Source organism: Brevundimonas sp. (assembly GCF_046299535.1).
Lineage (GTDB): Bacteria > Pseudomonadota > Alphaproteobacteria > Caulobacterales > Caulobacteraceae > Brevundimonas.
This window is the reverse complement of record NZ_JBKBIB010000003.1, coordinates 1-19,912: the sequence shown is the minus strand read 5'-3', so window position 1 is coordinate 19,912 and position 19,912 is coordinate 1. Positions and strand designations below refer to the sequence as shown.

16 protein-coding genes are annotated in these 19,912 nt (G+C 64.2%); 11 read left to right on the top strand and 5 right to left on the bottom strand.

Features of this window, described 5'->3' with window-relative positions; genetic code table 11:
- Positions 1-49 precede the first annotated feature (49 nt).
- The gene (locus ACK4FB_RS02960; RefSeq protein WP_409747686.1) at positions 50-2,284 is read right to left on the bottom strand and encodes a TonB-dependent receptor; all 2,235 of its coding nucleotides are present in this window, start codon (positions 2,282-2,284) and stop codon (positions 50-52) included.
- Positions 2,285-2,394: 110 nt separating this feature from the next.
- Between ACK4FB_RS02960 and ACK4FB_RS02955 the strand changes: the two genes are divergently transcribed.
- Complete coding sequence (locus tag ACK4FB_RS02955; protein ID WP_409747684.1) at positions 2,395-3,390, top strand: DUF1295 domain-containing protein; 996 nt, start codon at positions 2,395-2,397, stop codon at positions 3,388-3,390.
- Positions 3,387-4,271, top strand: coding sequence for an SDR family NAD(P)-dependent oxidoreductase (locus tag ACK4FB_RS02950; protein WP_409747682.1), 885 nt, complete (start codon positions 3,387-3,389; stop codon positions 4,269-4,271). The genes ACK4FB_RS02955 and ACK4FB_RS02950 overlap by 4 nt, the downstream gene beginning before the upstream one ends.
- Here the strand turns inward: ACK4FB_RS02950 and ACK4FB_RS02945 are convergent.
- Positions 4,268-6,427: a hypothetical protein gene (locus ACK4FB_RS02945; protein ID WP_409747680.1), complete on the bottom strand. Its 2,160-nt coding sequence runs from the start codon at positions 6,425-6,427 to the stop codon at positions 4,268-4,270. The genes ACK4FB_RS02950 and ACK4FB_RS02945 overlap by 4 nt on opposite strands.
- Before the next feature lie 168 nt (positions 6,428-6,595).
- Between ACK4FB_RS02945 and ACK4FB_RS02940 the strand changes: the two genes are divergently transcribed.
- The 4 genes from ACK4FB_RS02940 to ACK4FB_RS02925 all read left to right on the top strand — a co-directional run bounded on the left by ACK4FB_RS02940 (position 6,596) and on the right by ACK4FB_RS02925 (position 12,133).
- Positions 6,596-7,252: an acetyltransferase gene (locus ACK4FB_RS02940; RefSeq protein WP_409747678.1), complete on the top strand. Its 657-nt coding sequence runs from the start codon at positions 6,596-6,598 to the stop codon at positions 7,250-7,252.
- Positions 7,249-8,397: a UDP-N-acetylglucosamine 2-epimerase gene (gene neuC / locus ACK4FB_RS02935; RefSeq protein WP_409747676.1), complete on the top strand. Its 1,149-nt coding sequence runs from the start codon at positions 7,249-7,251 to the stop codon at positions 8,395-8,397. Before ACK4FB_RS02940 ends, neuC begins: the two co-directional genes overlap by 4 nt.
- Positions 8,357-9,409: an N-acetylneuraminate synthase gene (gene neuB, locus ACK4FB_RS02930; RefSeq protein WP_409747674.1), complete on the top strand. Its 1,053-nt coding sequence runs from the start codon at positions 8,357-8,359 to the stop codon at positions 9,407-9,409. The genes neuC and neuB overlap by 41 nt, the downstream gene beginning before the upstream one ends.
- A 72-nt stretch (positions 9,410-9,481) precedes the next feature.
- The gene (locus ACK4FB_RS02925) at positions 9,482-12,133 is read left to right on the top strand and encodes a hypothetical protein (protein WP_409747672.1); all 2,652 of its coding nucleotides are present in this window, start codon (positions 9,482-9,484) and stop codon (positions 12,131-12,133) included.
- 39 nt (positions 12,134-12,172) lie between these two features.
- Here the strand turns inward: ACK4FB_RS02925 and ACK4FB_RS02920 are convergent, their stop codons facing one another.
- The 3 genes from ACK4FB_RS02920 to ACK4FB_RS02910 all read right to left on the bottom strand — a co-directional run bounded on the left by ACK4FB_RS02920 (position 12,173) and on the right by ACK4FB_RS02910 (position 14,960).
- Positions 12,173-13,117, bottom strand: coding sequence for a hypothetical protein (locus tag ACK4FB_RS02920; RefSeq protein ID WP_409747670.1), 945 nt, complete (start codon positions 13,115-13,117; stop codon positions 12,173-12,175).
- Between the two features lie 69 nt (positions 13,118-13,186).
- Positions 13,187-14,020: a sulfotransferase gene (locus ACK4FB_RS02915; RefSeq protein WP_409747668.1), complete on the bottom strand. Its 834-nt coding sequence runs from the start codon at positions 14,018-14,020 to the stop codon at positions 13,187-13,189.
- Between the two features lie 4 nt (positions 14,021-14,024).
- Positions 14,025-14,960, bottom strand: a complete 936-nt coding sequence (locus ACK4FB_RS02910; protein WP_409747666.1) for a Gfo/Idh/MocA family oxidoreductase — start codon at positions 14,958-14,960, stop codon at positions 14,025-14,027.
- Between the two features lie 261 nt (positions 14,961-15,221).
- On the opposite strand from ACK4FB_RS02910, the gene ACK4FB_RS02905 reads away from it, so the two are divergent.
- The 5 genes from ACK4FB_RS02905 to ACK4FB_RS02885 form a co-directional block, all read left to right on the top strand.
- Positions 15,222-16,280, top strand: a complete 1,059-nt coding sequence (locus ACK4FB_RS02905; RefSeq protein ID WP_409747664.1) for a helix-turn-helix domain-containing protein — start codon at positions 15,222-15,224, stop codon at positions 16,278-16,280.
- 501 nt (positions 16,281-16,781) lie between these two features.
- On the top strand, positions 16,782-17,300 hold the full coding sequence (locus tag ACK4FB_RS02900; protein WP_409747662.1) for a helix-turn-helix transcriptional regulator: 519 nt from the start codon (positions 16,782-16,784) through the stop codon (positions 17,298-17,300).
- A gap of 262 nt (positions 17,301-17,562) precedes the next feature.
- A complete protein-coding gene (locus ACK4FB_RS02895) occupies positions 17,563-18,138 on the top strand; it encodes a hypothetical protein (protein WP_409747660.1) in 576 nt (191 codons plus the stop codon).
- Between the two features lie 211 nt (positions 18,139-18,349).
- Positions 18,350-19,123, top strand: coding sequence for a hypothetical protein (locus ACK4FB_RS02890; RefSeq protein ID WP_409747658.1), 774 nt, complete (start codon positions 18,350-18,352; stop codon positions 19,121-19,123).
- 70 nt (positions 19,124-19,193) lie between these two features.
- Positions 19,194-19,912 (top strand): hypothetical protein (locus ACK4FB_RS02885; protein ID WP_409747656.1); only part of this gene is annotated, 719 nt, incomplete at its 3' end.

The window sequence follows — 19,912 nt, the reverse complement described above, 5'->3', positions numbered from 1 at the left end:
GCCGTCGTCGCAGGATGCGACGACGGCCCTGTCCAGTCTCGAGCGTGGCTCAGAAGGTGCGCGTCAGGGCGACCCCGAACGAGCGCGGCGGCCCGAACACGCTGAAGCCGACGCCCACGTTCTTGATGACGTGATTGCGGTACTCCTCGTCGGTCAGGTTCTTGCCGTAGACCGAGACCTTGTAGCCGCTGTCCGACTCCCAGGACGCGAAGGCGCTCAGCAGGCCATAGGACGGGATCAACACCTCCGGGTTGTTGGAGGGGTCGAAGAAGTAGTCGTCCGTCCACTGGTAATCGACCCGGGTGGCCAGGGTGCCTTGCCCCACCCGCCACTCGCCGTCCGCGTAGAGGGTGTACTGGCTGTCCGGCGACCGGGGCAGGATATTGCCTTCATAGGGCAGGGTGCCCCCCGCCGAGGTCGCATCCGAGGTGAACCGGGCGTCCAGGCTGGTGTACGACCCCCCGATGGTGATGGCGGACGTGACGGCCAGTGCGGTCTCGATCTCGAAGCCCTCGACCTCGGCCTGGGCGTTGGAGGCCACAAGGTTCAGCCCGGCCAGTTCGTTGACCTGCAAGTCGGTGTAGTCCAGCCGGAACGCCGCGGCGTTGAAGCGCAGCCGTCCGTTGAACACCGTGGTCTTGGCGCCGATCTCGTAGTTGTCCAGCAACTCTGAGTTCAGGGGCTGCACAGCCTGGGCCCCGGTCTGGGCCGCGCTGATGTAGGCGCCGGCCTTGTAGCCGCGATCATAGCTCGCATAGAAGCGCACGTCCGGCAGGGGCTCCACCGACAGGGCGATCCGCCATGTGGGCTCGTCGAAGCTGGTGCTGGCGGTGACGTCATAGGGCGAGCCGGTCGGACCCAGCGGGATGCCCGGCGGCGCGTTCAGCCCGCCTTCGTTGTCGATGGCCACCTGGTGCACCTCGCGCTCGTCACGGGTCCAGCGGGCGCCGAGCGTCAGTTCCCAGATGTCGGCGAACGGGATCGCCGCCTGGCCGAAAACCGCATAGCTGGTGTTGGTGGCGTCCTGGAAGAAGGTGGTGTCGCCGCCGAAATTGGGCGGGGCGATGGGCAGGGCGGTCTGCACCAGGAAGCGCTCGGTGCGCGTCACGTTCTCACGGAAGAAGTAGGCGCCCGCCACCCAGTTGATGTTGGCGTCCGGCCCGGAGACAAAACGGAACTCCTGGCTGAACTGGTCGGCCTGCTCTTCGGCCCGGTTGTCCACCCGCAGCGGGAAGGCCGGATAGGTCAGGCCTCCCAGATTGTCACGCCAGTCGTAGTCGTTGTCTCGATAGGACGTCAGGGAGACAAAGCCGAAATTGTCGCCCTGCCATTCCGCGCGGCCCGTGAGGCCCCAGTTGGTGCGGTTCTGGTAGGTGGCGTCCGGGTTCAGGGTCTCACGAACGTTCAGGCCGGCCCGCAGGTTGTTGATGACAGCCACGAACGGGGCCGGGGTGGTGGCCACGGTGACGGGAATGCGCGCCTGACCGTCCATCTCCTCCATGCTGCCGTCGAAGCCGGCGAGGAAGGTCCAGTCTCCGGCGTTGCGCAGGATCTGTCCCCGCAGGCCGAAGGACGTTCCCCCATGCAGGTCCGCGCCGGTGAGCACGTTCTCGGCGTAGCCGTCATTGGTGCTGAAGCGGAAGGCGACCCGCCCGGCCATGTCTTCGGCGATCTCGCCGTTGAACACGCCTTCCAGACCCATCTCGTTGAAGCTGCCGTACCGGGCCGTCAGCTGGCCATAGGGCGCAAAATCCGGCCGGTTCGTATAGACGTTCAGCGCGCCGCCGGAGGCGTTGCGGCCGTACAGGGTGCCCTGGGGTCCGCGCAGGATCTCCACCCGCTGCACATCCATGAAGGCCAGGGCGCTGGCGCCCGCACGGCCGATGGACACCTCGTCGATGGACACGCCGATGGACGGGTCGCTGGCGGCGGAGTCGCTGGTGGTGCCGACGCCCCGCACGAAGATCTGCGGCTCGCCCACGTTGAACTGGGTCATGGTGACGCCCGGCGCCTTGCCCGCCACGTCCTGAAGGCCGGTGGCCGCGGTGCGCTCCAGCATCTCCTGGCTGAAGGCGGTGACGGCGATCGGCACTTCCTGCAGGCCCTGTTCGCGGCGTTGGGCCGTGATGATGATCTCGTCGAGCGTGACGGCGCCTGGCTGAGCCTGCGCCGTCTGTTGCGCGAGCGCCGGGCCCGCCAGTCCGGCCGTGACGGCCAGGGCCGCGGTCGAGACGCCGGCGAGGCGCCGACGCCATGACGGACCGCGCGTGATGATGCTGGTCAAGACATTCCCTCCGAATGTGTGCGGCCCTTTGCGGGCTCGTTGCAGGAGTAGCTTGCGCTAATGAACCAGTTTTGCAAGTCTTTTTACGCAAGCGTGATTTGGAGGCGGGCATGTCAGGCGTTTCACCTATCGTTTTGGCCGGGGCGGTGTGGGTTGCGACGGCCGTTCTGTGGCTGGCGCTGATCCCGTCAGGCACGCGCGGCCGGGCCTGGCATTACGGTCTGGCTCTGGCGCCCCTGGCCTTCATCGCCCTGACGTTTGCGGCGTCCGAAGGGGCCCTGCGGATCAGCCTGCAGACCTGGATTCTCTGGGGCGGACCCGGCGTGCTGGCCGTCATGGCCGTGGCGTGGCTGTGGGGAACCCTGGCGCGGAATCATGGCGTCATGGATATCTGCTATCCGGCGGCGGCGGTCGTCGTTGCGGTCCTCACCCTGGCCGTTTCAGGCCGCACGCCAGGCGGGCCGGAATGGCTGCTCATGGGACTTCTGGTGGTCGGCGCCGGTCGACTGATCCTCCAGACCTGGGGCCACAACATCGCCGCCGAGCGTCAGCCCTACGCCCACTGGCGCGCCCGCAATGGTCCACGCTGGCTGTGGTGGAGCGCCTTTCAGGTGCATCTGCTGCAGGGCGTGACCCTCTGGCTGTGGTCCGCGCCCATCGTCTTCGCCCTGACCGTTCCAGCGAGCGTGTCCGGACCGGTCCGCTGGGGCTTCGCCGTCGCGGGCCTCGCCGTCTGGCTCGTCGGCTTCACGCTCCAGACCCTGGCCGACCGGCAGCTCGCGGCCTTCAAGACGGACCCGGCCAACCGGGGCCGTCTGCTGGACACCGGCGTCTGGGGCTGGGTCCGGCATCCCAACTATCTGGGCGAGACCGTGATGTGGAGCGCGTGGTTCGTCTTCGCCCTGGCCCATCCGTGGGGCTGGGTCACCCTCTTCGCCCCGCTCTTCACCGGCTGGTTCATGGGCTACGCTTCGGCCGCCCCGTTCAAGGAAGCGCACATGGCCCGTACCCGGGGCGAGGCGTGGAGCGCCTACTGCGCGCGTACGCCGCGCTTCCTGCCCTGGCCGCGCCCGCGCGCCGCTGACACTGAGAGGACACCCTCATGAGCGCCCTGAAAGATCGCGTCGTCGTCGTCACCGGGGCGGGCAGGGGCCTTGGCCGCGCCTATGCCCTGGATCTGGCCGCGCGCGGCGCCCGGGTGGTGGTCAACACCCGGCCCCGTCCCGCAGATGCTCCGGGCTCGGCCGAGGCCGTGGTGGCGGAGATCGAGGCCATGGGCGGCCGCGCCGTGGCCGCGCCCGTGGCGGTGGAAGACGCCGATTCCGGCGAGCGTCTGCTCGCGGCGGCCCTTGACGCCTTCGGCCGCATCGACGGCCTGCTGAACAACGCCGGCGCGCCGGAGGCCTCCACCCTGCACAAACAGACCGCCGAGGAATTCCGCGCCAATTTCGAGGTCAATTTCTTCGGAACCCTGACGCCCACCCTGCCCATCTACCGGCACATGCGCGAGAACGGCGGCGGCCGGATCCTGGTCTCCACCTCCACCGCCGGGCTGCACGGCGTGCACGGCATGGCCGCCTATTCGGCATCGAAGGCGGGTCTGATCGGCCTGATGCGGGTCATAGCCCTGGAGGGAGCCGGCCGGAATGTCGCCGCCAACGCCATCGCCCCCTTCGCCGATACCGGCATGACCGGCGAATATCTGTCGCCCGAACAGGCCGCGCGCCTGTCGCCCGACAAGGTCGCCCCCGTGGCCAGCTGGCTCATGGCGCCCGACTGTCCCCTGACCGGCGAGACGGTCACCGCCGGCGCCGGCGCCGTGCGCCTCGCCGCCCGGGTGGAAGGTGAGGCCCAGTGGTTCCCGGACGGCTTCCGCCCCGACGACCTGACCGAACGGGTGGACGCCCTCAGGGCCCGCGACGGCTGGCGCGACTACCCCGAGGGCATGGCCGCCTTCGCGCACCTGATGGCGGGCGGCGACGCCTAACCCTGAAGGCCTTCAGCGTCCGAGGCGACATAGACGGGCACCCGTTTCAGGTCTTCAATATCCCGAATGCCCGCGCGACCTCTGGACACCGCCGCTTCCACCAGACTGGCGATGTCATCGAGGTTCAGGGGCCGCAGCGCCTGTCTGACCCGCTCCTGGGAAAGCCGCCCCCGCCGCCAGCCCTCTCCCTCACGGGCCCGCAGGCTGAGCAGCATACTGTGGAGCTCATCGGCCGAGGTCATCTGGGGGATGCCGATTGCACTGTCGAAAATTCGGGGCAGCCGCACTCCGTCAGGGGCGATGATAACGGTGGGCACGCCGGACCAGATCGACTGGAGGGCGACCGTGCTGAAACAGGCCGTAACCACATCCACAGACTCCAGAACCCCGGTGATCGCCTCCGCCGGATCCGAGAAGGCGACAGGCATCCCGTGTTCCTCCGCGATTTGCCCGGCGCGCCTCTCCACCGAGAGGTCCTGCAGCGGGTGGCGGCGGAAAATGAGCTGGACGGGCCCGATGGCCTCGACCGCCTTCAAGACCATACGCCAGGACGCCCAGAGCAGGTCTGCGGTGAGCGGCTGGGCGATGAACATCACACGCCAGGCGCCGCCGGGCTGACGGGGCGGCGCCTTCACCAGTCCCGGCAAGCCCACGACCCGAAGGCGGGAACGGTCCAGACTGAAATGGCGCACGTGGTCGTCGGCCGCGAAGTCGGAGCTGAGCGCGACGTAGTCGCTGCGGGTGCGGGTGTACCTCGGATACTCCGATGTGATGGCGTTCAGTTCGACTGTGACGCTGGGAATACCGAGACGCCGGGCCGCCTCTATCCCGGAGATAACCCAGGGTGAGCGGGCGCCGAGGGCGATCAGGGCCTTGTGCCGGCCCGCAGCGAGTATGCCCTCAATACGACCCGCCTGGGCGATCAGGTGAGGCAGGTCCCGCTTTATGAGCGTCGGAATTCTGAGATCGAGAGCCGCCGTCTCAAGCGGATTTTCCGCCAGTTGAAACAGGCTGGAAATCTCGGCCGCCCGGGCTCCGAGAAGGCTGTGGTGGAACTCCGAATAGTCCGAAAGCTCACGCTTGCCGGGCGATGAAAAGACGTGCGTCCGCAGCGAGCCTGACCAGCGACGTGGAGGCGAGGTCTGCAGGCCGGCGTCCACGGACCAGTCCTGGGAGAGCCGCTGAACAATGGGATCGATAAGGGCTCTCACCGATCGGGAGGCGGGCGCAAGCACCAGAACCCCGTCTTCCCCTGGCTGCGAGCATGGCGTTTCGGTTTCCCGGGCTCGGGCGGTGGACGCAAGACGGTCCCATAATTGCGGGGCGGACTTTGCGGAGTGATGCGCGGAAGGCTCGCCTGTTCTTCTCAATCTCTTTCGAAAATCCGACGTGTGTCCGGCATGATTGCGGAGCAATGCGACCAGACCCCGCTGGTTGGCGTCCTGCCCGGCCGGTCGCGTGTCGGCCCACGTCAGCCAGACGCTTTTCCCCTCCGCCGCCTGCAGCCGCAGGACCACGTCCAGAACCCGGCATGAACGGCCCTGGACAAGGACGATCTGGTCGAAAACGGGATCCGCCATAATGGCCTGGACCGCGGCGACCTTCGCCATGAACTTGAACAGTTCATCGGCGCAATAGGCCAGCGGCGCGATCTTCCCCGCCTCCAGCCAGCCCTCCAGCCCGATCCTCCGTATCATCTCCTCCGCCAGAATTGAGCAACGATCATGAATTTCACGATGCCTCAACGAGTAAGCACTCAACCGCGACCCCCCGTGCTCCAGCCTCAGCTGCGTCGCGTTCTCGAGGTCGAAGCCCGAGAAGTCTCCAATCAGGTCGCCCCAGCGAAACAGCGTCGCCACATCGCAATTTTGCAGAATCTCCGGTCTCTCGGCGATGGAAAAAGGCACGTCCGTTGCGATCAGTCGGTGCCTGCATCGTGCAAGCTCGTCGACCTGACCTGAACGCCCCGCGAGCGCAGACGTGAGAGGTGTAAACATACTGCTGAGCGTCCTCATCTCCGCAAAATCGGTAGAGACAGGGCCTTCATCCCGGGCCCCACGCACCAGTAGCGTGGTGTTGGCCTGATTCAGGCCCCCAAGCCTTTCAACATAAGCGGGACACTGCTGTCTGCCTACAGAACGCGCTTGATCTGTCATAGCGGGGCGGCCGCATCCCCAGCCAACAGATTATCAAGGCGCCAAGCTTTCCCTTGCTTTGAGTTTCCCGCCGACCCACCGCGGCCCGCAGACCGGAGGCCGCTCCATGGCCACATCCGGATGTGGCGGCTATGATGCAAGGTCTGAAGAAGCGCGGAGTGATCAACAATGGCGCTCGAATATTTCGGGTTTTTCGGCAGCGGAGGTTTCGCGCGCGAAACGATGCAGATCGCGCGGTATCATGAGGACAGGTGGGCGGCCGAGGGCCAGGGCAGCCCTGTATATGTGGAGCCCCTGGCGTCTGACGGTCAGGTCCTGTTCGGCCGGGCCGTCATCACGGAAGAGCGCTTCTTCGCCCAGCCAGGCAAGCCGGCCTTTTGCGTGCCTGTCGCTGACGCAGACCTCCGGCGGAAAATCACGGAAAGGGCCATCAGCCGGGGCGCGCGTCCCATGAGTATCGTTCACCCTTCCTCCGTGATCTCGCCGGACGCGGAAATTGGCGAAGGCTCCATCTTTTCGGCTTACACGGTCGTCACAAGTGATTGCCGTATCGGCGCCGGATTTCACGCGAACCTGTACACCTATGTCGCTCACGACTGCATAATCGGAGACTACGTAACCTGCGCTCCTCGGGCTTCTATCAACGGCGGTGTTGTCGTGGAGGACAATGTCTATATCGGCACCGGTGCAATCATACGGCAAGGGACCCCGTCCAGGCCAATTACGATTGGACGAGGATCAATCGTCGGCATGGGCGCTGTGGTGACCAGGGACGTGGCGCCGGGCTCCACCGTGGTCGGTAATCCTGCGCGCCCCCTGCAGTGACCGGCAAGGCTTGCGTCATAACCGGAAGTCGGGCCGACTATGGCCTCATGAGCCGAATGATGCGCCAATTGGCGTCGGCTGGCAGGCTTCAGCTTCTGGTCACGGGCGCACATCTGGATGAGGCGAATCCGACTGAGGGCGAGATACTGTCCGACGGTTTCGTGATCGACTCTCGCGTCCCTCTCCCCCCCACCGGCTACGGCGATCTGGAAACCGCCCGGGCCGTCGGGTTTGGAGTCGGCGCCATCGCCGAGGTGTTGAACAACCTGAAACCGGGCGTCGCGGTGATCCTGGGCGACAGATTTGAGGCCTTGGCGGCGGCTCAGGCTGCATTCTTTCTGAATATTCCGGTCGCCCATATTCATGGCGGCGAGGTCACGGTCGGCTCTCTGGACGACAGCACAAGGCATGCGATCTCCAAGCTCGCTCGTTGGCACTTTGTTTCGAATGCACAGGCGCGGGATCGCCTGATCAGAATGGGGGAGGAGCCCGGCGCCGTCTTTGTGTCCGGCGCACCGGGCCTGGACGACCTGCGGTCGCTACAGCCCTTGTCCCTTCAGGCCCTGGCGTCCGATCTGGGCTGGGATGCCCCCGCGCCCTTCCTTCTGGTGACCTATCACCCCGTAACGAACCTGCCCGGGGAAACGGATCACGGCATTCGGGCGCTTCTGGCGGTGCTGGAGGAATTGCCCTTCAGGGTCGTGGTCACGGGGTCCAATGCCGACGCGGGCGGACATGCCGTCAACCAGGCTCTGGCCAGCTTTGCCCGCAGCCACGACACGCGCGTACGCATTCGCTCGTCCCTTGGCCGGCATCGCTACCTGTCAGCGATGCATCACGCCCTCGCCGTTGTCGGCAACTCCTCGTCCGGGATTGTGGAAGCGCCGTTTCTGGGTAAGCCGACTGTGAACATCGGCACACGCCAGGAGGGGCGGCCATGCGCATCCTCCATCATAAACTGCAGCTCGACCATCGAGAGTATAAGAGATGCAATCGGCCAGGCGCTGGATCCCGATTTTCGGGAATCGGCCCGCAGCGCCGGATCACTTTATGGAAATGGCGATTCCAGCGCCAGGATTTTCGAAAAGCTGATTGATCTGATCGATGCCCCGCCCCCGGGTCCAAAACGATTTCATGACACCTGAAATGACAGAAAAAACCTTCATTATCGCTGAGGCTGGCGTCAACCATAACGGAGACATGGCGCTTGCCCGACGTCTGATAGAAGTCGCCGCCGAGGCTGGCGCGGATGCTGTAAAGTTCCAGACGTTCAGGACCGATCAGGTCCTGTCATCATCAGCCATCCTTGCGGACTATCAAAAGGCAGGGGCCCGAGCTGAAACGGCTCTGGACATGATCCGGCCCCTTGAGCTGAGTTTTGATCATTTTTCGGAACTGGCGCGTTTTTGCGAACCTTTGGGGATACAGTTTCTCAGCACGGCCTTTGACGTGGACAGTGCTCGTTTCCTCAAGAGCCTGGGTATGAGCCGGTTCAAGATCCCGTCCGGCGAGATCACCAACGAGCCCCTGGTTCGGCGGCTCGCCCGGCTTGCCGACCAGGTGATCCTCTCGACCGGCATGTCCACGCTCGCCGAGGTTGAGGCTGCCGTGGGATGGATCGAGGAAGAGTGTGTGCAGGACATCGTCATCCTGCACTGCGTGTCCAACTATCCCGCGCCGCCGGAAACAGCCAACCTGCGGGCCATGGACACCCTGGCGGCGGCGTTCGGGTGGCCGGTCGGCTGGTCGGACCACACCCTGGGCGACGCAATTGCACTGGCGGCTGTCGCTCGCGGCGCGCGGGTGATCGAGAAGCATTTCACCCTGGACAAGTCCATGCCAGGCCCCGATCACGCCATGTCGCTGGACCCCGCCGAGTTGCGCCACATGGTCAGCCGGATTCGCGAGGTCGAGGTCAGTCTGGGCGACGGGCGGAAGCGACCCGCGCCGGCGGAAGAGGAAACCAGGCTGGTCGCAAGGCGAAGCCTGTTCGCTCGCGTGGACATCGCCGCCGGCCAGACGTTGCGAGAACCTGATCTTCAGCTGCTTCGACCTGGGGACGGCTTGCCGCCAGGCCGGATCAAGGAATTGGTGGGCCGTCGGGCGACCCGTGACCTTCCAGCCGGCGCCAAGCTTGATCTGGGGGATTTCCACTGAATGCAGGCGGCGCTGTCGTGAGGGGCCGGCCTGCAGGGAGCGAATTATGATCGCTGATCATGGCGGGGTTCCGTGTCGCTGAAGACACCCGGCATCCCTGTGTTGCAGGCGCTGGTGAAGGGCCTCGCCAGACGCGCCACCACGACAGCCCGCATAACGCGACGACTTGCCGCCAAGGCGGCGGGGCGAGTAGGGAAGCGCAAGAAAGATCGCGGATTTCAAATCGATCCTGCGTTTCCTTCAGCTGGCCAGGCGGGCAGGCCGTTCAGGGTCGGATCTGCTCAGCCAGTCGCCATAGCCGGCAGCCTGAAACGACGCGTGTCGAGAGGAGGCGCCGCAGATCTCCGCCCTCCCCCTGCGCCCGAGCTTTCCGGCGGTGGCGGCCCGGCGGCTGAACTGAGCCCGGCGGCGCGAGACGCCGCCCGCCGTGCACGAGGCGCACCCTTCAGCGAACGCTGGACGTCGCTGGACCTTGGTCGAAGCCTCCGCACCCGGGCCAGACCCAGAGGGTGGTCGTCGTGGAACTGGGAACAGGCGCTTTTGGAGGCCGCTTCAATCCCGGACGCCAACGTCAGACGGCTGTGGCGTCTGGGCGTACGGTCGGCCGCTCTCGACAAGGTAGGCCAAGAACGTTTCACCAAGGCCTTGGCGGCGATCGCCCTGCACCAGCGGGACGAGGCCGTTCGCCACCTTCGGTTGCTGATCGACGACAATCCGGCCGCCCACATCGCTATCGTGGGACGCCTTTTGCTGGACTGGTCTCACAGGTCGCTCGAGCATCCAGCGGTGAAAAGGGATCGACCGGCCGGAGCCGCTGATGTGGTTGTAGTGGACACAGGCACGCCCGAAGAGTTGATCGCCGAACTTCCGCCGGATCTTGTGCACGGCGCCAGGTGGCTCGTGGCGGCGACAAAATTCCGGCCCGGTGCAGACGCGGTCGTGGAGCGGCCTGATACGGCGTTCTGGTATTCGCAGGAGGGCGCCGAATTTCATGACGTGCTAATGCAGGTCTGTTCGGAAGTCGGGAGATCTATTGCAGCGACCTGGGGGACGCCCAGTCTTTCAGAGGCATTGACGATCCATGCGGCGGATGTGTTCCGGCACATTCTCTGGGCGAAGTACCGGTTGGGCCGACTGGGCCCCGAGGTCGGACGGGTGCTCGTTCTGACCAGATTGCCTGGTTTCGCCGTCCTGATGGCCGCGGATACCGACGCGGCGGTGTGGTCGGAGTTCCGGACCCCTCCTGTCCTGGCCTCGCCGGACAAAGAGAAATTGCCATACTACCCGGGTGGACCTGCCATCCGGAGAGACGTTCATACAGAACGGAACCTCGGGCGGAAAAATACAGCCAGCCTCGTCGCCCAGGCGCGCGGAAACGTGTCTCGCGCAGAGGGCAGGCCGGTCGTTGTGGTGTGGAGGATTGCAGACGACAAGGACACCGAGGCGCTTTTTGAGGTGCTCGCAGCCGCCCTGGAATCCTATCCCGTCGTTGCTGTGCTGCTGAAAAGGTCAGGCGCGCGGGACAGGGCTTTCACCGACAGGCTCTCCAGGCTTCGCCATAGCCATCGCCTGACCCCGATTTTCACGGACGATCTGACCGAGCGGGCCCGTCTCGACCGGAGCCTCGTCGGGGTGCAGGTCGCGGAAGCGCTGCAAGGTCTCCGGGCTCCGGAAATCGATGGTCTGGCGGCGGCCTCGATCGAGATATTCTACCAGGATGTGGTGGGCAGGCATAAGGGGTTTCTCAACGCCTGTTGCGACATCCGCGTGCTGGCTGATCTCGCCACACGCCTGGCCCGGGATATGGATCCCGCCTTCGTGATTGCGCGTGGCGCCCGCTCCGGCGCCATTGGGGGGATGGTATCGGCCTTCAACGCATTCGGCGTCGAGACCGTGGACGTCAATACTGTCTTTCTGGGTAACTCCGCCCGCCAGATAAGGACGCTCGCGAAAAAGGTCGTGGTCATCGACACGGAGCAAACCGCCCTGTGCGCCCGGATGTGGGGGATGGCCAGGGAGGACGTCATCCCCGTCGGCTATCTGGGGCAATCAATTTGCCCGGTTCCCCTGCGCAAGGCGAAGCATGTCCTGTTCGCCATCCAGCCGGGGAGCCAGGATCAAAGCGAAGGGCTTCTGCAAGTTGCCGCCGGGATCGCCGAGGCTCTCCCCCGGACAGCGCTCGAACTGCGCGTCCATCCGGCGGATTTGAAGACCGGCGCCGGGGAGATTTACCATCAGTTTGCAAGCGGGCGCCCCAATGTCTTTGTCACGGCCCCGGAGGTCGGCCCCGCCGACTCTCTTTCCCGGGCTTCTGTAGTGGTGACTCGAAGCAGCAATATGGGGCTGGAGGCTGCGATTGCAGGCATTCCGGTTGTTCGCTGCGGCTTCCTTGAAAACGCCGGCAACGTCATGGCCAGGCCTGCGCCGTACGCGGAGAACGCGCTCGATATTGAAGACGCCGTTTCGAAAGTCCTGGCGCTGCTGGGCGACCCGAGGCGCCGGAAGAAAGCGACGGCCGAGGCAAGTCGCTATCTGGCTCTGAACCCTTCCTTGAGTGATGGAAAAGGCGCCGTGAGGCTGGTTGAATTCATGGGAAAGGCCGCCCGTGCGCCGCGTCTGCAGGGTGACAGGTCATCGACCAGGAGGGGCGTCGCAATCTCTGTGATGACAAGGGTTGCGCAGCGTATGTTCGGGCCAGGATTCTGGATCAGGACGCCAGGGTGAGCCTCCCGGGGCTGGCGTCGCAGGCCGAAGGCTCCGCGTCTAGGTTATGGGCAGGCCCTTGCTGGTGTCGCTCCCGGCGAGGGTGAACGCTGGCGCCAGACCATCCAGAAGCGGCTCGTGGGCCGCACGGCTTTCCGAGAGGCTGGCAAGGGGACAATCCCGCCCTTCAAGCAGTGGCGAGATTGCTTCGGCCGTAAGCTCGCTTTGATAGGGCGGGCGTCCGACGTCGAGAATGGTGTGGCTGCTGGCTTCATCCCGCACGACGCCGCTCGCCTCGTCGACCCGCCACCGCCAGCCGTCTCCGGATATGTACATGATTGGCCGGGCGGCCCCGTTCGGGAGACAGGTGATCTTCAGTGAACCACGACCGCTGCAAAAGATCAGGGAGCCTTCCGCTTCGTCAAACCCTGAGCGTTTTGACGCGAGCAAGCGGTGAATGTCACTTTCGACAAGAGAGACTTGGGATTGGTCCGAATAGAACTGGAGCAGGTCGATGAAGTGCACGGAGTTGCAAGCCAACCCCCAGCCCCCTCCGTCGAGCGAAATCTCGAATTGCCCTTCCTGAGGCAAAAGCCGCCGCAATTTTTGATGCAAGGGCCATTGTCGTCGAGGGCAGTTCACCGAGGCATCGGCGCCGAATTTTTCCAGAAGCCGCTCGGCCTCACCAAATGCATCAGACGACTGGAACGCCACCTTCTCGATGATCACCTGATGCGGTGAGTGCCGCTCAAGCACCTCGCCCAGAAGCTTGACCCGGTCTTTGGCGAGTGTCGCGAGAATCACAAGGTCCATATCCTCGCGGGGAGCGTCTGGGGAATCAAAAAAGCGACCTTCGCCGACCCATTCCTGCCGGGCGCGCAGACGGGCTTCGGGCGAAGGATCCACACCTACGACGCGGACGTCATCCGCAAGCCTGCCAAGTCCCTGAAGGTGCCTGAATCCGATAGAGCCAAGGCCATAAACGCCAATGGTTACGATACTCATCGCTGTTCTTCCCGAGGCGATCGTCGCCGGGTTTCATCAGGAGAGGATCGATCGCCTCGTCTCGAATAATCAGGGCAACAACCCTCGTACGCAGGCACGCTCTTGGTCGGTCGTTTGCAAGGTAAAACCATGCCGCAGATACGCGCGCTCACAGGACGCCTCGATGATCGCGCGTTCCACCGACGATAAACTGCGGTCGGGCGCAAAGGTTGCGATTCCGGTTCCCTCCACGAATCGTCGTCCCTGGCCGGGGCCAAAAGATGAGTTGGACGCGACGCGACCGGCCTCGAGCGATGACCAGTCATATTCGGGAGGTTTCAGGTCGACGGCCTCGAGAATTGTCAGGATGAAGGCTTTCGGGTTCGTGACGAGGTGATCGTAACGGACGACAATGGCGCCGGCTTCTTTTTCCAGAAGCCTCTCTGTCGCGTTTATGGCTTTGCAGATGGACAAGCACTCGGCTTGGGTCCTGCCCGTACGGGCGAGATGTGATGCATAGATCTCGGCTGGCTCTCGAACGCAGACGACCAGCGTAAGATTGGGAAACCGGCGGCGTAACAGGTCGAGTCCCCCAAAAACATGCGTAACCTTGGCCCCGAGGACCTGGGGTTCACCGGATCCGGGGGCCAGGCTGATAATCTCCTGCGCGACCCGGGTGGCGTCAGGCAGGTCCTTGCCCGGCGGCGTTGCGCGATGGACCAGACGGCGCGTTGTCGTGCCTTCATCGTTGTCAAAGCAGAGCCCTGGATGGCGCTGCTCCCTGTAGGCTCTCGAATAAAGAAGTTCTCCCGTAAGCGTCGTTCCCGAGCGCATTGCTCCCGTGACAAGAATGAATGGCCGCTCGTCAGAAAGCATGACAAATTCACTGAAGCTGAGCGTCTGCCCGGTTGTAATCTTGCTCACGACGCTAGCTCGTCGTCAAAATCCGGTCGTAAACCGCCGCCGCACGCCGGGCCTGCAGGGCCAGCGGCATCAGATGCTCGCCCCCATGCCCATCAAGAAACGCCCGCATCTGCGCCAGTATGCCGGGCTTCAGACCTCCGTCGAGATTGTCCAGCGGCACGCTCTCCCATGAAAATCCGCCGGCGGCCTGGACCTGAAGGGATTCCATCGGCTCCAGCAGCAGCCGCTCCTTGTGGGACCGCACATCAACCGACCAGCGCCCCGGAGACTCCCAGTCGGCCACATAGCTGAACAGGCACCCCTGATCGGTGCGGCCTGAGCCCGAAAACCGGCTGGCGACAGGGTGCCAGCTCAGCCCTCCCGCGATTTCGGTCCTGAGTCTTTCCGGTTCGGACGTCAGGAAGAAGGCTGTGTCGATCACATGGGTGGAATTGGCGTAGAGCCACGCGGCCTTGACCGCTGCGGGCGTCTTCAGCGTGGCGACCTTCCAGGCCAGTTCGGTGAAATCGAAACGCAGCGAAGTGGCCCCGCCCGCCTCGAGCAGGCGCGTCCTGGCGGCGCGGACCGACGCGAAGAAGCGGCGATTATAGGCAATGTAGACCTCGGCTCCGCTGGCTTCCGCCGCCGCATCCAGGCGCGCCAATTCCGCCGCGCCGACGCCGCCCGGCTTTTCGACCAGGATCTTGCCAACCCCTCCGGCAATGAGCGCCATGGTGACCGGGGCGAGGGCGTCGACACTTACGGCGACCACCGCGTGGTCCTGCGGGGACTGCATTTCGAGCCAGGTCTGGACGTCCCCGAACTCAACCTGAAGCCCGCTTTCTTCGGCTGTCTTGCGCGCCTTGTCACCGGATCGCGCGAGCAGCGTCGGCGACCATCCAAGGGCCCGGGCGGCGCGGCCATGCTCGACCGCCATCGGACCTGCTCCAACAATCAGCATTGATACTTCCCTCGGCAACCGCCGGCCCTGGAGCGTTATGCCTGGCGGCCAGCATAGGGTTTCTGACAGCCTGAAACCACCGCCCCCACATTGCCAAATCCCGGCGGTCGCCGTTGAGAAGGGGGGGCAGTTCATTCGGGATCATGCCGCAGGGCCCATCTGACTGCCGCTCTTGCCGGCTGATCGGACCACGTGAGCCCCATGAGCGTTGCTCACCAGCCCTGAAGCCGTTATCGCTCGGTAAAATAAAAGGAATACGCAATGCCGGGGGAGGTGCCGAATTTCTTGATCGACGGGCGGGAGGTGGACATGCCTGCTGCGCTCCAGGCTTTTGGCGGAGCGGTACAGGATGTTTTCGGGGTTGAGCTGGTCAACCCCTCTGCGCCCGGACGGCCGATTGACGTGGTCGCCTGGCATCTCGGGACGATCATGCTCGGCGTGTTCTCCGGTCCGTCCCTGTATTTCGACCGTTCTCCGGCGCTGGTCGCACGCAGCGGCCTGGATCACATCCTCGTCCAACTCTACACGGAAGGCAGCTTTTCGGGGATGGCGGGAAGCAGGCCGGTCTCGGTCGTGGCGGGCGACATCTGCGTGTTCGACCTCACGGACACGATCAGTACGCGTTCCACAAGCTTCTGCAATTACAGCTTGCTGATCCCTCGTGAGGCCCTCCACTCGGCGCTTGATGATCTGTCGCCTCTGCACGGCATGGTCGTGCCGTCCGCCACGCCGCTGGCGGGGATATTGGCGGAGTATATCATTTCGCTGTCCCGGCGCGTGCCGACTCTGGATGCGCGCGAAGCGCTGCTGGCGGCGCAGGCCACCGCAGCCCTGACCAGCACGGTCCTGGCTGGCGAAGCGCATCGCAGGGCCGGACAGCGTTCGGCGGGTGACCGTCGCTCGCCGCTGCGGCAAGTCTGCGCCTACATCGACCAGCATATTCAGGATCCAGCGCTGGATGCGGACCAGATCGCGCAGGTCCTGGGCATTTCCCGAGCCAGCCTGTACCGTCTCTTTGCGAATGCAGGCGGCGTTGCCCGTTATATTCGCCGCCGCCGCTTGACCGGCGCCGCGCTTGAGCTTTCGAACCCCACCGGGCGGGTGAGGGTCGGGGAGGTTGCAAGACGCTGGGGCTTCGAAAACGACGCCAGCTTCGCCCGCGCTTTTCGGCAGGCGTTCGGCATTGCGCCCCGGGCCGCCCGCGACCGTAAGCTGGATTTCCTGGCCCCCGCGCAGGATGACGGCGCCGCCGAAATCAGCGGCCAGGGCTTTGCTTATTGGATGCGAACCCTGCACTCCGGGCGCGCGACACAGGGCTAGGTATTTGAGACGACCGGCCCGGTCGCGTGCAGATTTCGATGCTATTCCAGATGCTTGTTGTCGCACTGTTCAATGGGGCGGCGATCGGCTGGCCTAAACCGCCAGTCTGCAGTTGCGTACGGGGGCATCATGACGAGACGGTCAGCGGTCAGCCGCAGCATGGCGGGCATTCTCCCGCCATGGCTCCGGAATGAGAGCGCAAGGCGTCGTCGCCTCTTGGGCATGTCGATGGGCACACCATTCTATGGTTGTTTCCGCCGTCAGTTCCCGGAAGGCGCGATAATAGCTCCGGCTATACCCAAAAATGGGGATTTCCGCACGAAGGCGCACCGTTAGATTGAATTAACCATAATTAAAAGTTCAATCCAGGTGGTGTACATATCGCTTACGGAGGAAAGCAAAAAACTTTCCTCGCCTGACCATATCCGGTCAGGTTTGCGAAATTGGCGGGAAGATTTAGAGAGTCCTCTTCTTAGGTGGGGGCTGGCGCGTGCGCATGCCTTGTTCATCGTCACGCCGGACCTCAAGCTTCTTGATTTGAATCTGGCGGGTGATGCGCTCGTCAAATCTGACCCCGACATCCAGCTCGGGGGAGGGCGGTTCGGATTCTCGGACAAGACGCGTACCGGCGCGTTGCAGGCGTTTCTCGCGAATGAAAGCCTGGGAGCCGCCGGTTGGTCCTACAGGCGGGGCTGCGGGAGTATCGCGATCATCCACGTCGAGTGGATGCGTTCGTTTTCCGTCGAGGCGGGGGGCAATGCGGTTGCACTCACTTTTCAACCGGCGGATCCGACCGAGCGATATGTATGGGCTGATTTCGCTCCATATTTCGATTTGACCCGATCCGAAGCTGCGATCGTCAGGAGACTTGTCGACGGGCAAACACCTGCCGCGGCGGCAGTGGAGCTTGGCTTGTCGATCGAGACCGTGAGAACGCACATCCGTCGGATTTACAACAAGATGGGCGTGAGCAGCCGGGAACAGCTCTTCGCTGCGGTCGCCTCCTTCCGGATCGGCTGATCCACCAGGGCGTCCCCTGCGCCTGAAAAATAAATTCTATAGAAAAATCATAGTTGAAGGGAAAAAATCTCGCTTCTTCTGCGTCAAATTAACCATGCTCGTTCGCCTGTGGATTGAATATATCGCCACTACCCAAAAATGGGGACGCCCAGCTTTCTGCGGAGAACTAAGTTCGCGTTAAGAAAGTATTAAGCTTTCGAATTCCGGGGGCACGGGACTTCAGCCGTTGCCAGAGAACCCGGGCGTGAGGGTGGCGGGCAACATGAAATCACTGAATAAAATTGGCGTTCGGCCAAGGCTTCCGGCTGCGTTCGCCGCAAGCTTGGGAATCATGATGTGCGCCACTGCCGCTGTCGCGGCTGAGCCCATCACGCCCGATGCATCATCCTTTTCGCGCGTGGATGTCATCCTTGCCGGGAGCATCAGCGCGCGCTGCGACGTATCCGGCGGAGGTGACATCGACTTCGGCGAACTGGTGGGGAACCAGACCGCGCGCGCCCGGGTGGCCCTGGACTGCAACGTTCCCTTCGATCTCAGTTTTCAGTCGGCCCGGGGAGGTCTTGCTCATACGGCGCTGCCCGCAGGGGAAGGCCCCTACGCAGGAACCCTCGATTACACCCTGGACGTCAGTGTGCCGGTGATCGGGCCACGCAGATCGACCCTGCATGGACGGTACGAAAGCCGGTCGCTCATGTCGCGCAAGACCCTCGGAAGCGGCGACGCCATCGCCGCCGGCCACGCGCAGATCGAGATCCGGACCGGGGCTCCCCTGGGGGCGGGTCTTCTTGCGGGCCAGTACTCGGAGACCCTTACCATAACCGTCGCGTCGCGTCTGTGACGGAGGCTTGGTGAATCATAATATTGGGCTCGTTGGTCAAGTATAGCTTAACTATAAATTGTCTCAGTTAAGCAGTAATTCTTGTAAATAGAGATCAAGTGTCAAATTTTACTTGACCAATACAATTAATAAATTCTAAAGGTTCCGAACGATCGGGGGAATATCCAATCGTTTTCCGCGTACCACTGTAACCAAACCTATGGAGACCATCATGAAACTCGTTTCGCTTCTCGCCGGCGTCGCCGCCGTCGCGCTCACCGCCGGGGCCGTTTCCGCCCAGGACATTCATCAGGGCCAGTCTTCGCTGACCGGCTCCACGACCCTGTACGGCAACAACACCGGCTTCCTGGCTCCGATCGCGAACGCTCCGGCCAACGCCAATCTGATCAACGCCCAGAACAGCGGCTCGTCGGTGTCCTCGTGGCACGCTGTGGGCAACGCCGTTAACAACCTCGGCACGGCCGAGACCTCGGACGGCGCCACCTTCACCCTGACCGGTTCGGTGTCCACCGACTGCGCCTACTACTCGGGCAACAACAACACCGAGACGCTCGACTTCGGCCAGATCGGCATCTACGCCTCGGACAACACCGGCCCGGCCGCGGCCTTCACCATGGTCGCCCCGGCCGTGCTGAGCATCGACACCAACCTGGCCGGCTGCAACACCGCCAACACCGTGCGCATCCAGAAGACCGACGTGCGCGGCATGGTGAACAACAGCGGCTCGGGCTACGACACGGACGTCTTCCAGGCGAACCTGCCGTACTCCATCGCGGCCAGCTACACCGCCTCCGGCACGGGCGCTCCCGCGGCCGGCTCGGCCCAGACCCTGACCGTCGCCGAGAACGCCGACCAGGCCTCGCGCCAGCACGGCGCCTGGAAGTCGGCCATGTCGCTCGACATCGTCGTCCCCACCCCCGCCAGGGCCCTGCTCGCCGGCACCTACGCCGGCACCTTCGGCGTGACCATCTCCGCCGGCCTGTAAGCTGAACGAGGAGGCGGGGGCGGATCACCGCCCCCGCCGCTTCCTTTCCGACAACCCACGAGGCAAGTTCATGAAGATCGTTTCGCTTCTCGCCGGCGTCGCCGCCGTCGCGCTCACCGCCGGGGCCGCTTCCGCCCAAGACATCAATGTCGGCCAGACCCAGCGAGTCGGCGGCGCCAACGGCACCTATACGTACAACTTCAATCCCGGCACCACCGGCCAAGTTGATCATGGCCGGAACATCGAGCGTGCGGCCGGGCTTCGCGCAGGCGGCGCTTCGTGGCATGCCCTGGGCAACGCCGCAGACAACAACGGCACGGCCGAGACCTCGGACGGCGCCACCTTCACCCTGACCGGTTCGGTGTCCACCGACTGCGCCTACTACTCGGGCAACAACAACACCGAGACGCTGGATTTCGGCCAGATCGGCATCTACGCCTCTGACAACACCGGCCCGGCCGCGGCCTTCACCATGGTCGCCCCGGCTGTGCTGAGCATCGACACCAACCTGGCCGGCTGCAACACCGCCAACACCGTGCGCATCCAGAAGACCGACGTGCGGGGCATGGTGAACAACAGCGGCTCGGGCTACGACACGGACGTCTTCCAGGCGAACCTGCCGTACTCCATCGCGGCCAGCTACACCGCCTCCGGCACGGGCGCTCCCGCGGCCGGCTCGGCCCAGACCCTGACCGTCGCCGAGAACGCCGACCAGGCCTCGCGTCAGCACGGCGCCTGGAAGTCGGCCATGTCGCTCGACATCGTCGTCCCCACCCCCGCCAGGGCCCT

Coding starts and splice junctions, on each gene's coding strand:
- ACK4FB_RS02905 (WP_409747664.1), top strand. CDS start 15,222: ATGCCGGGGGAGGTGCCGAATTTCTTGATCGACGGGCGGGAGGTGGAC.
- ACK4FB_RS02890 (WP_409747658.1), top strand. CDS start 18,350: ATGAAACTCGTTTCGCTTCTCGCCGGCGTCGCCGCCGTCGCGCTCACC.
- ACK4FB_RS02895 (WP_409747660.1), top strand. CDS start 17,563: ATGAAATCACTGAATAAAATTGGCGTTCGGCCAAGGCTTCCGGCTGCG.
- ACK4FB_RS02940 (WP_409747678.1), top strand. CDS start 6,596: ATGGCGCTCGAATATTTCGGGTTTTTCGGCAGCGGAGGTTTCGCGCGC.
- ACK4FB_RS02945 (WP_409747680.1), bottom strand. CDS start 6,427: ATGACAGATCAAGCGCGTTCTGTAGGCAGACAGCAGTGTCCCGCTTAT.
- neuB (WP_409747674.1), top strand. CDS start 8,357: ATGCCCCGCCCCCGGGTCCAAAACGATTTCATGACACCTGAAATGACA.
- ACK4FB_RS02910 (WP_409747666.1), bottom strand. CDS start 14,960: ATGCTGATTGTTGGAGCAGGTCCGATGGCGGTCGAGCATGGCCGCGCC.
- ACK4FB_RS02955 (WP_409747684.1), top strand. CDS start 2,395: ATGTCAGGCGTTTCACCTATCGTTTTGGCCGGGGCGGTGTGGGTTGCG.
- ACK4FB_RS02950 (WP_409747682.1), top strand. CDS start 3,387: ATGAGCGCCCTGAAAGATCGCGTCGTCGTCGTCACCGGGGCGGGCAGG.
- ACK4FB_RS02920 (WP_409747670.1), bottom strand. CDS start 13,117: ATGAGTATCGTAACCATTGGCGTTTATGGCCTTGGCTCTATCGGATTC.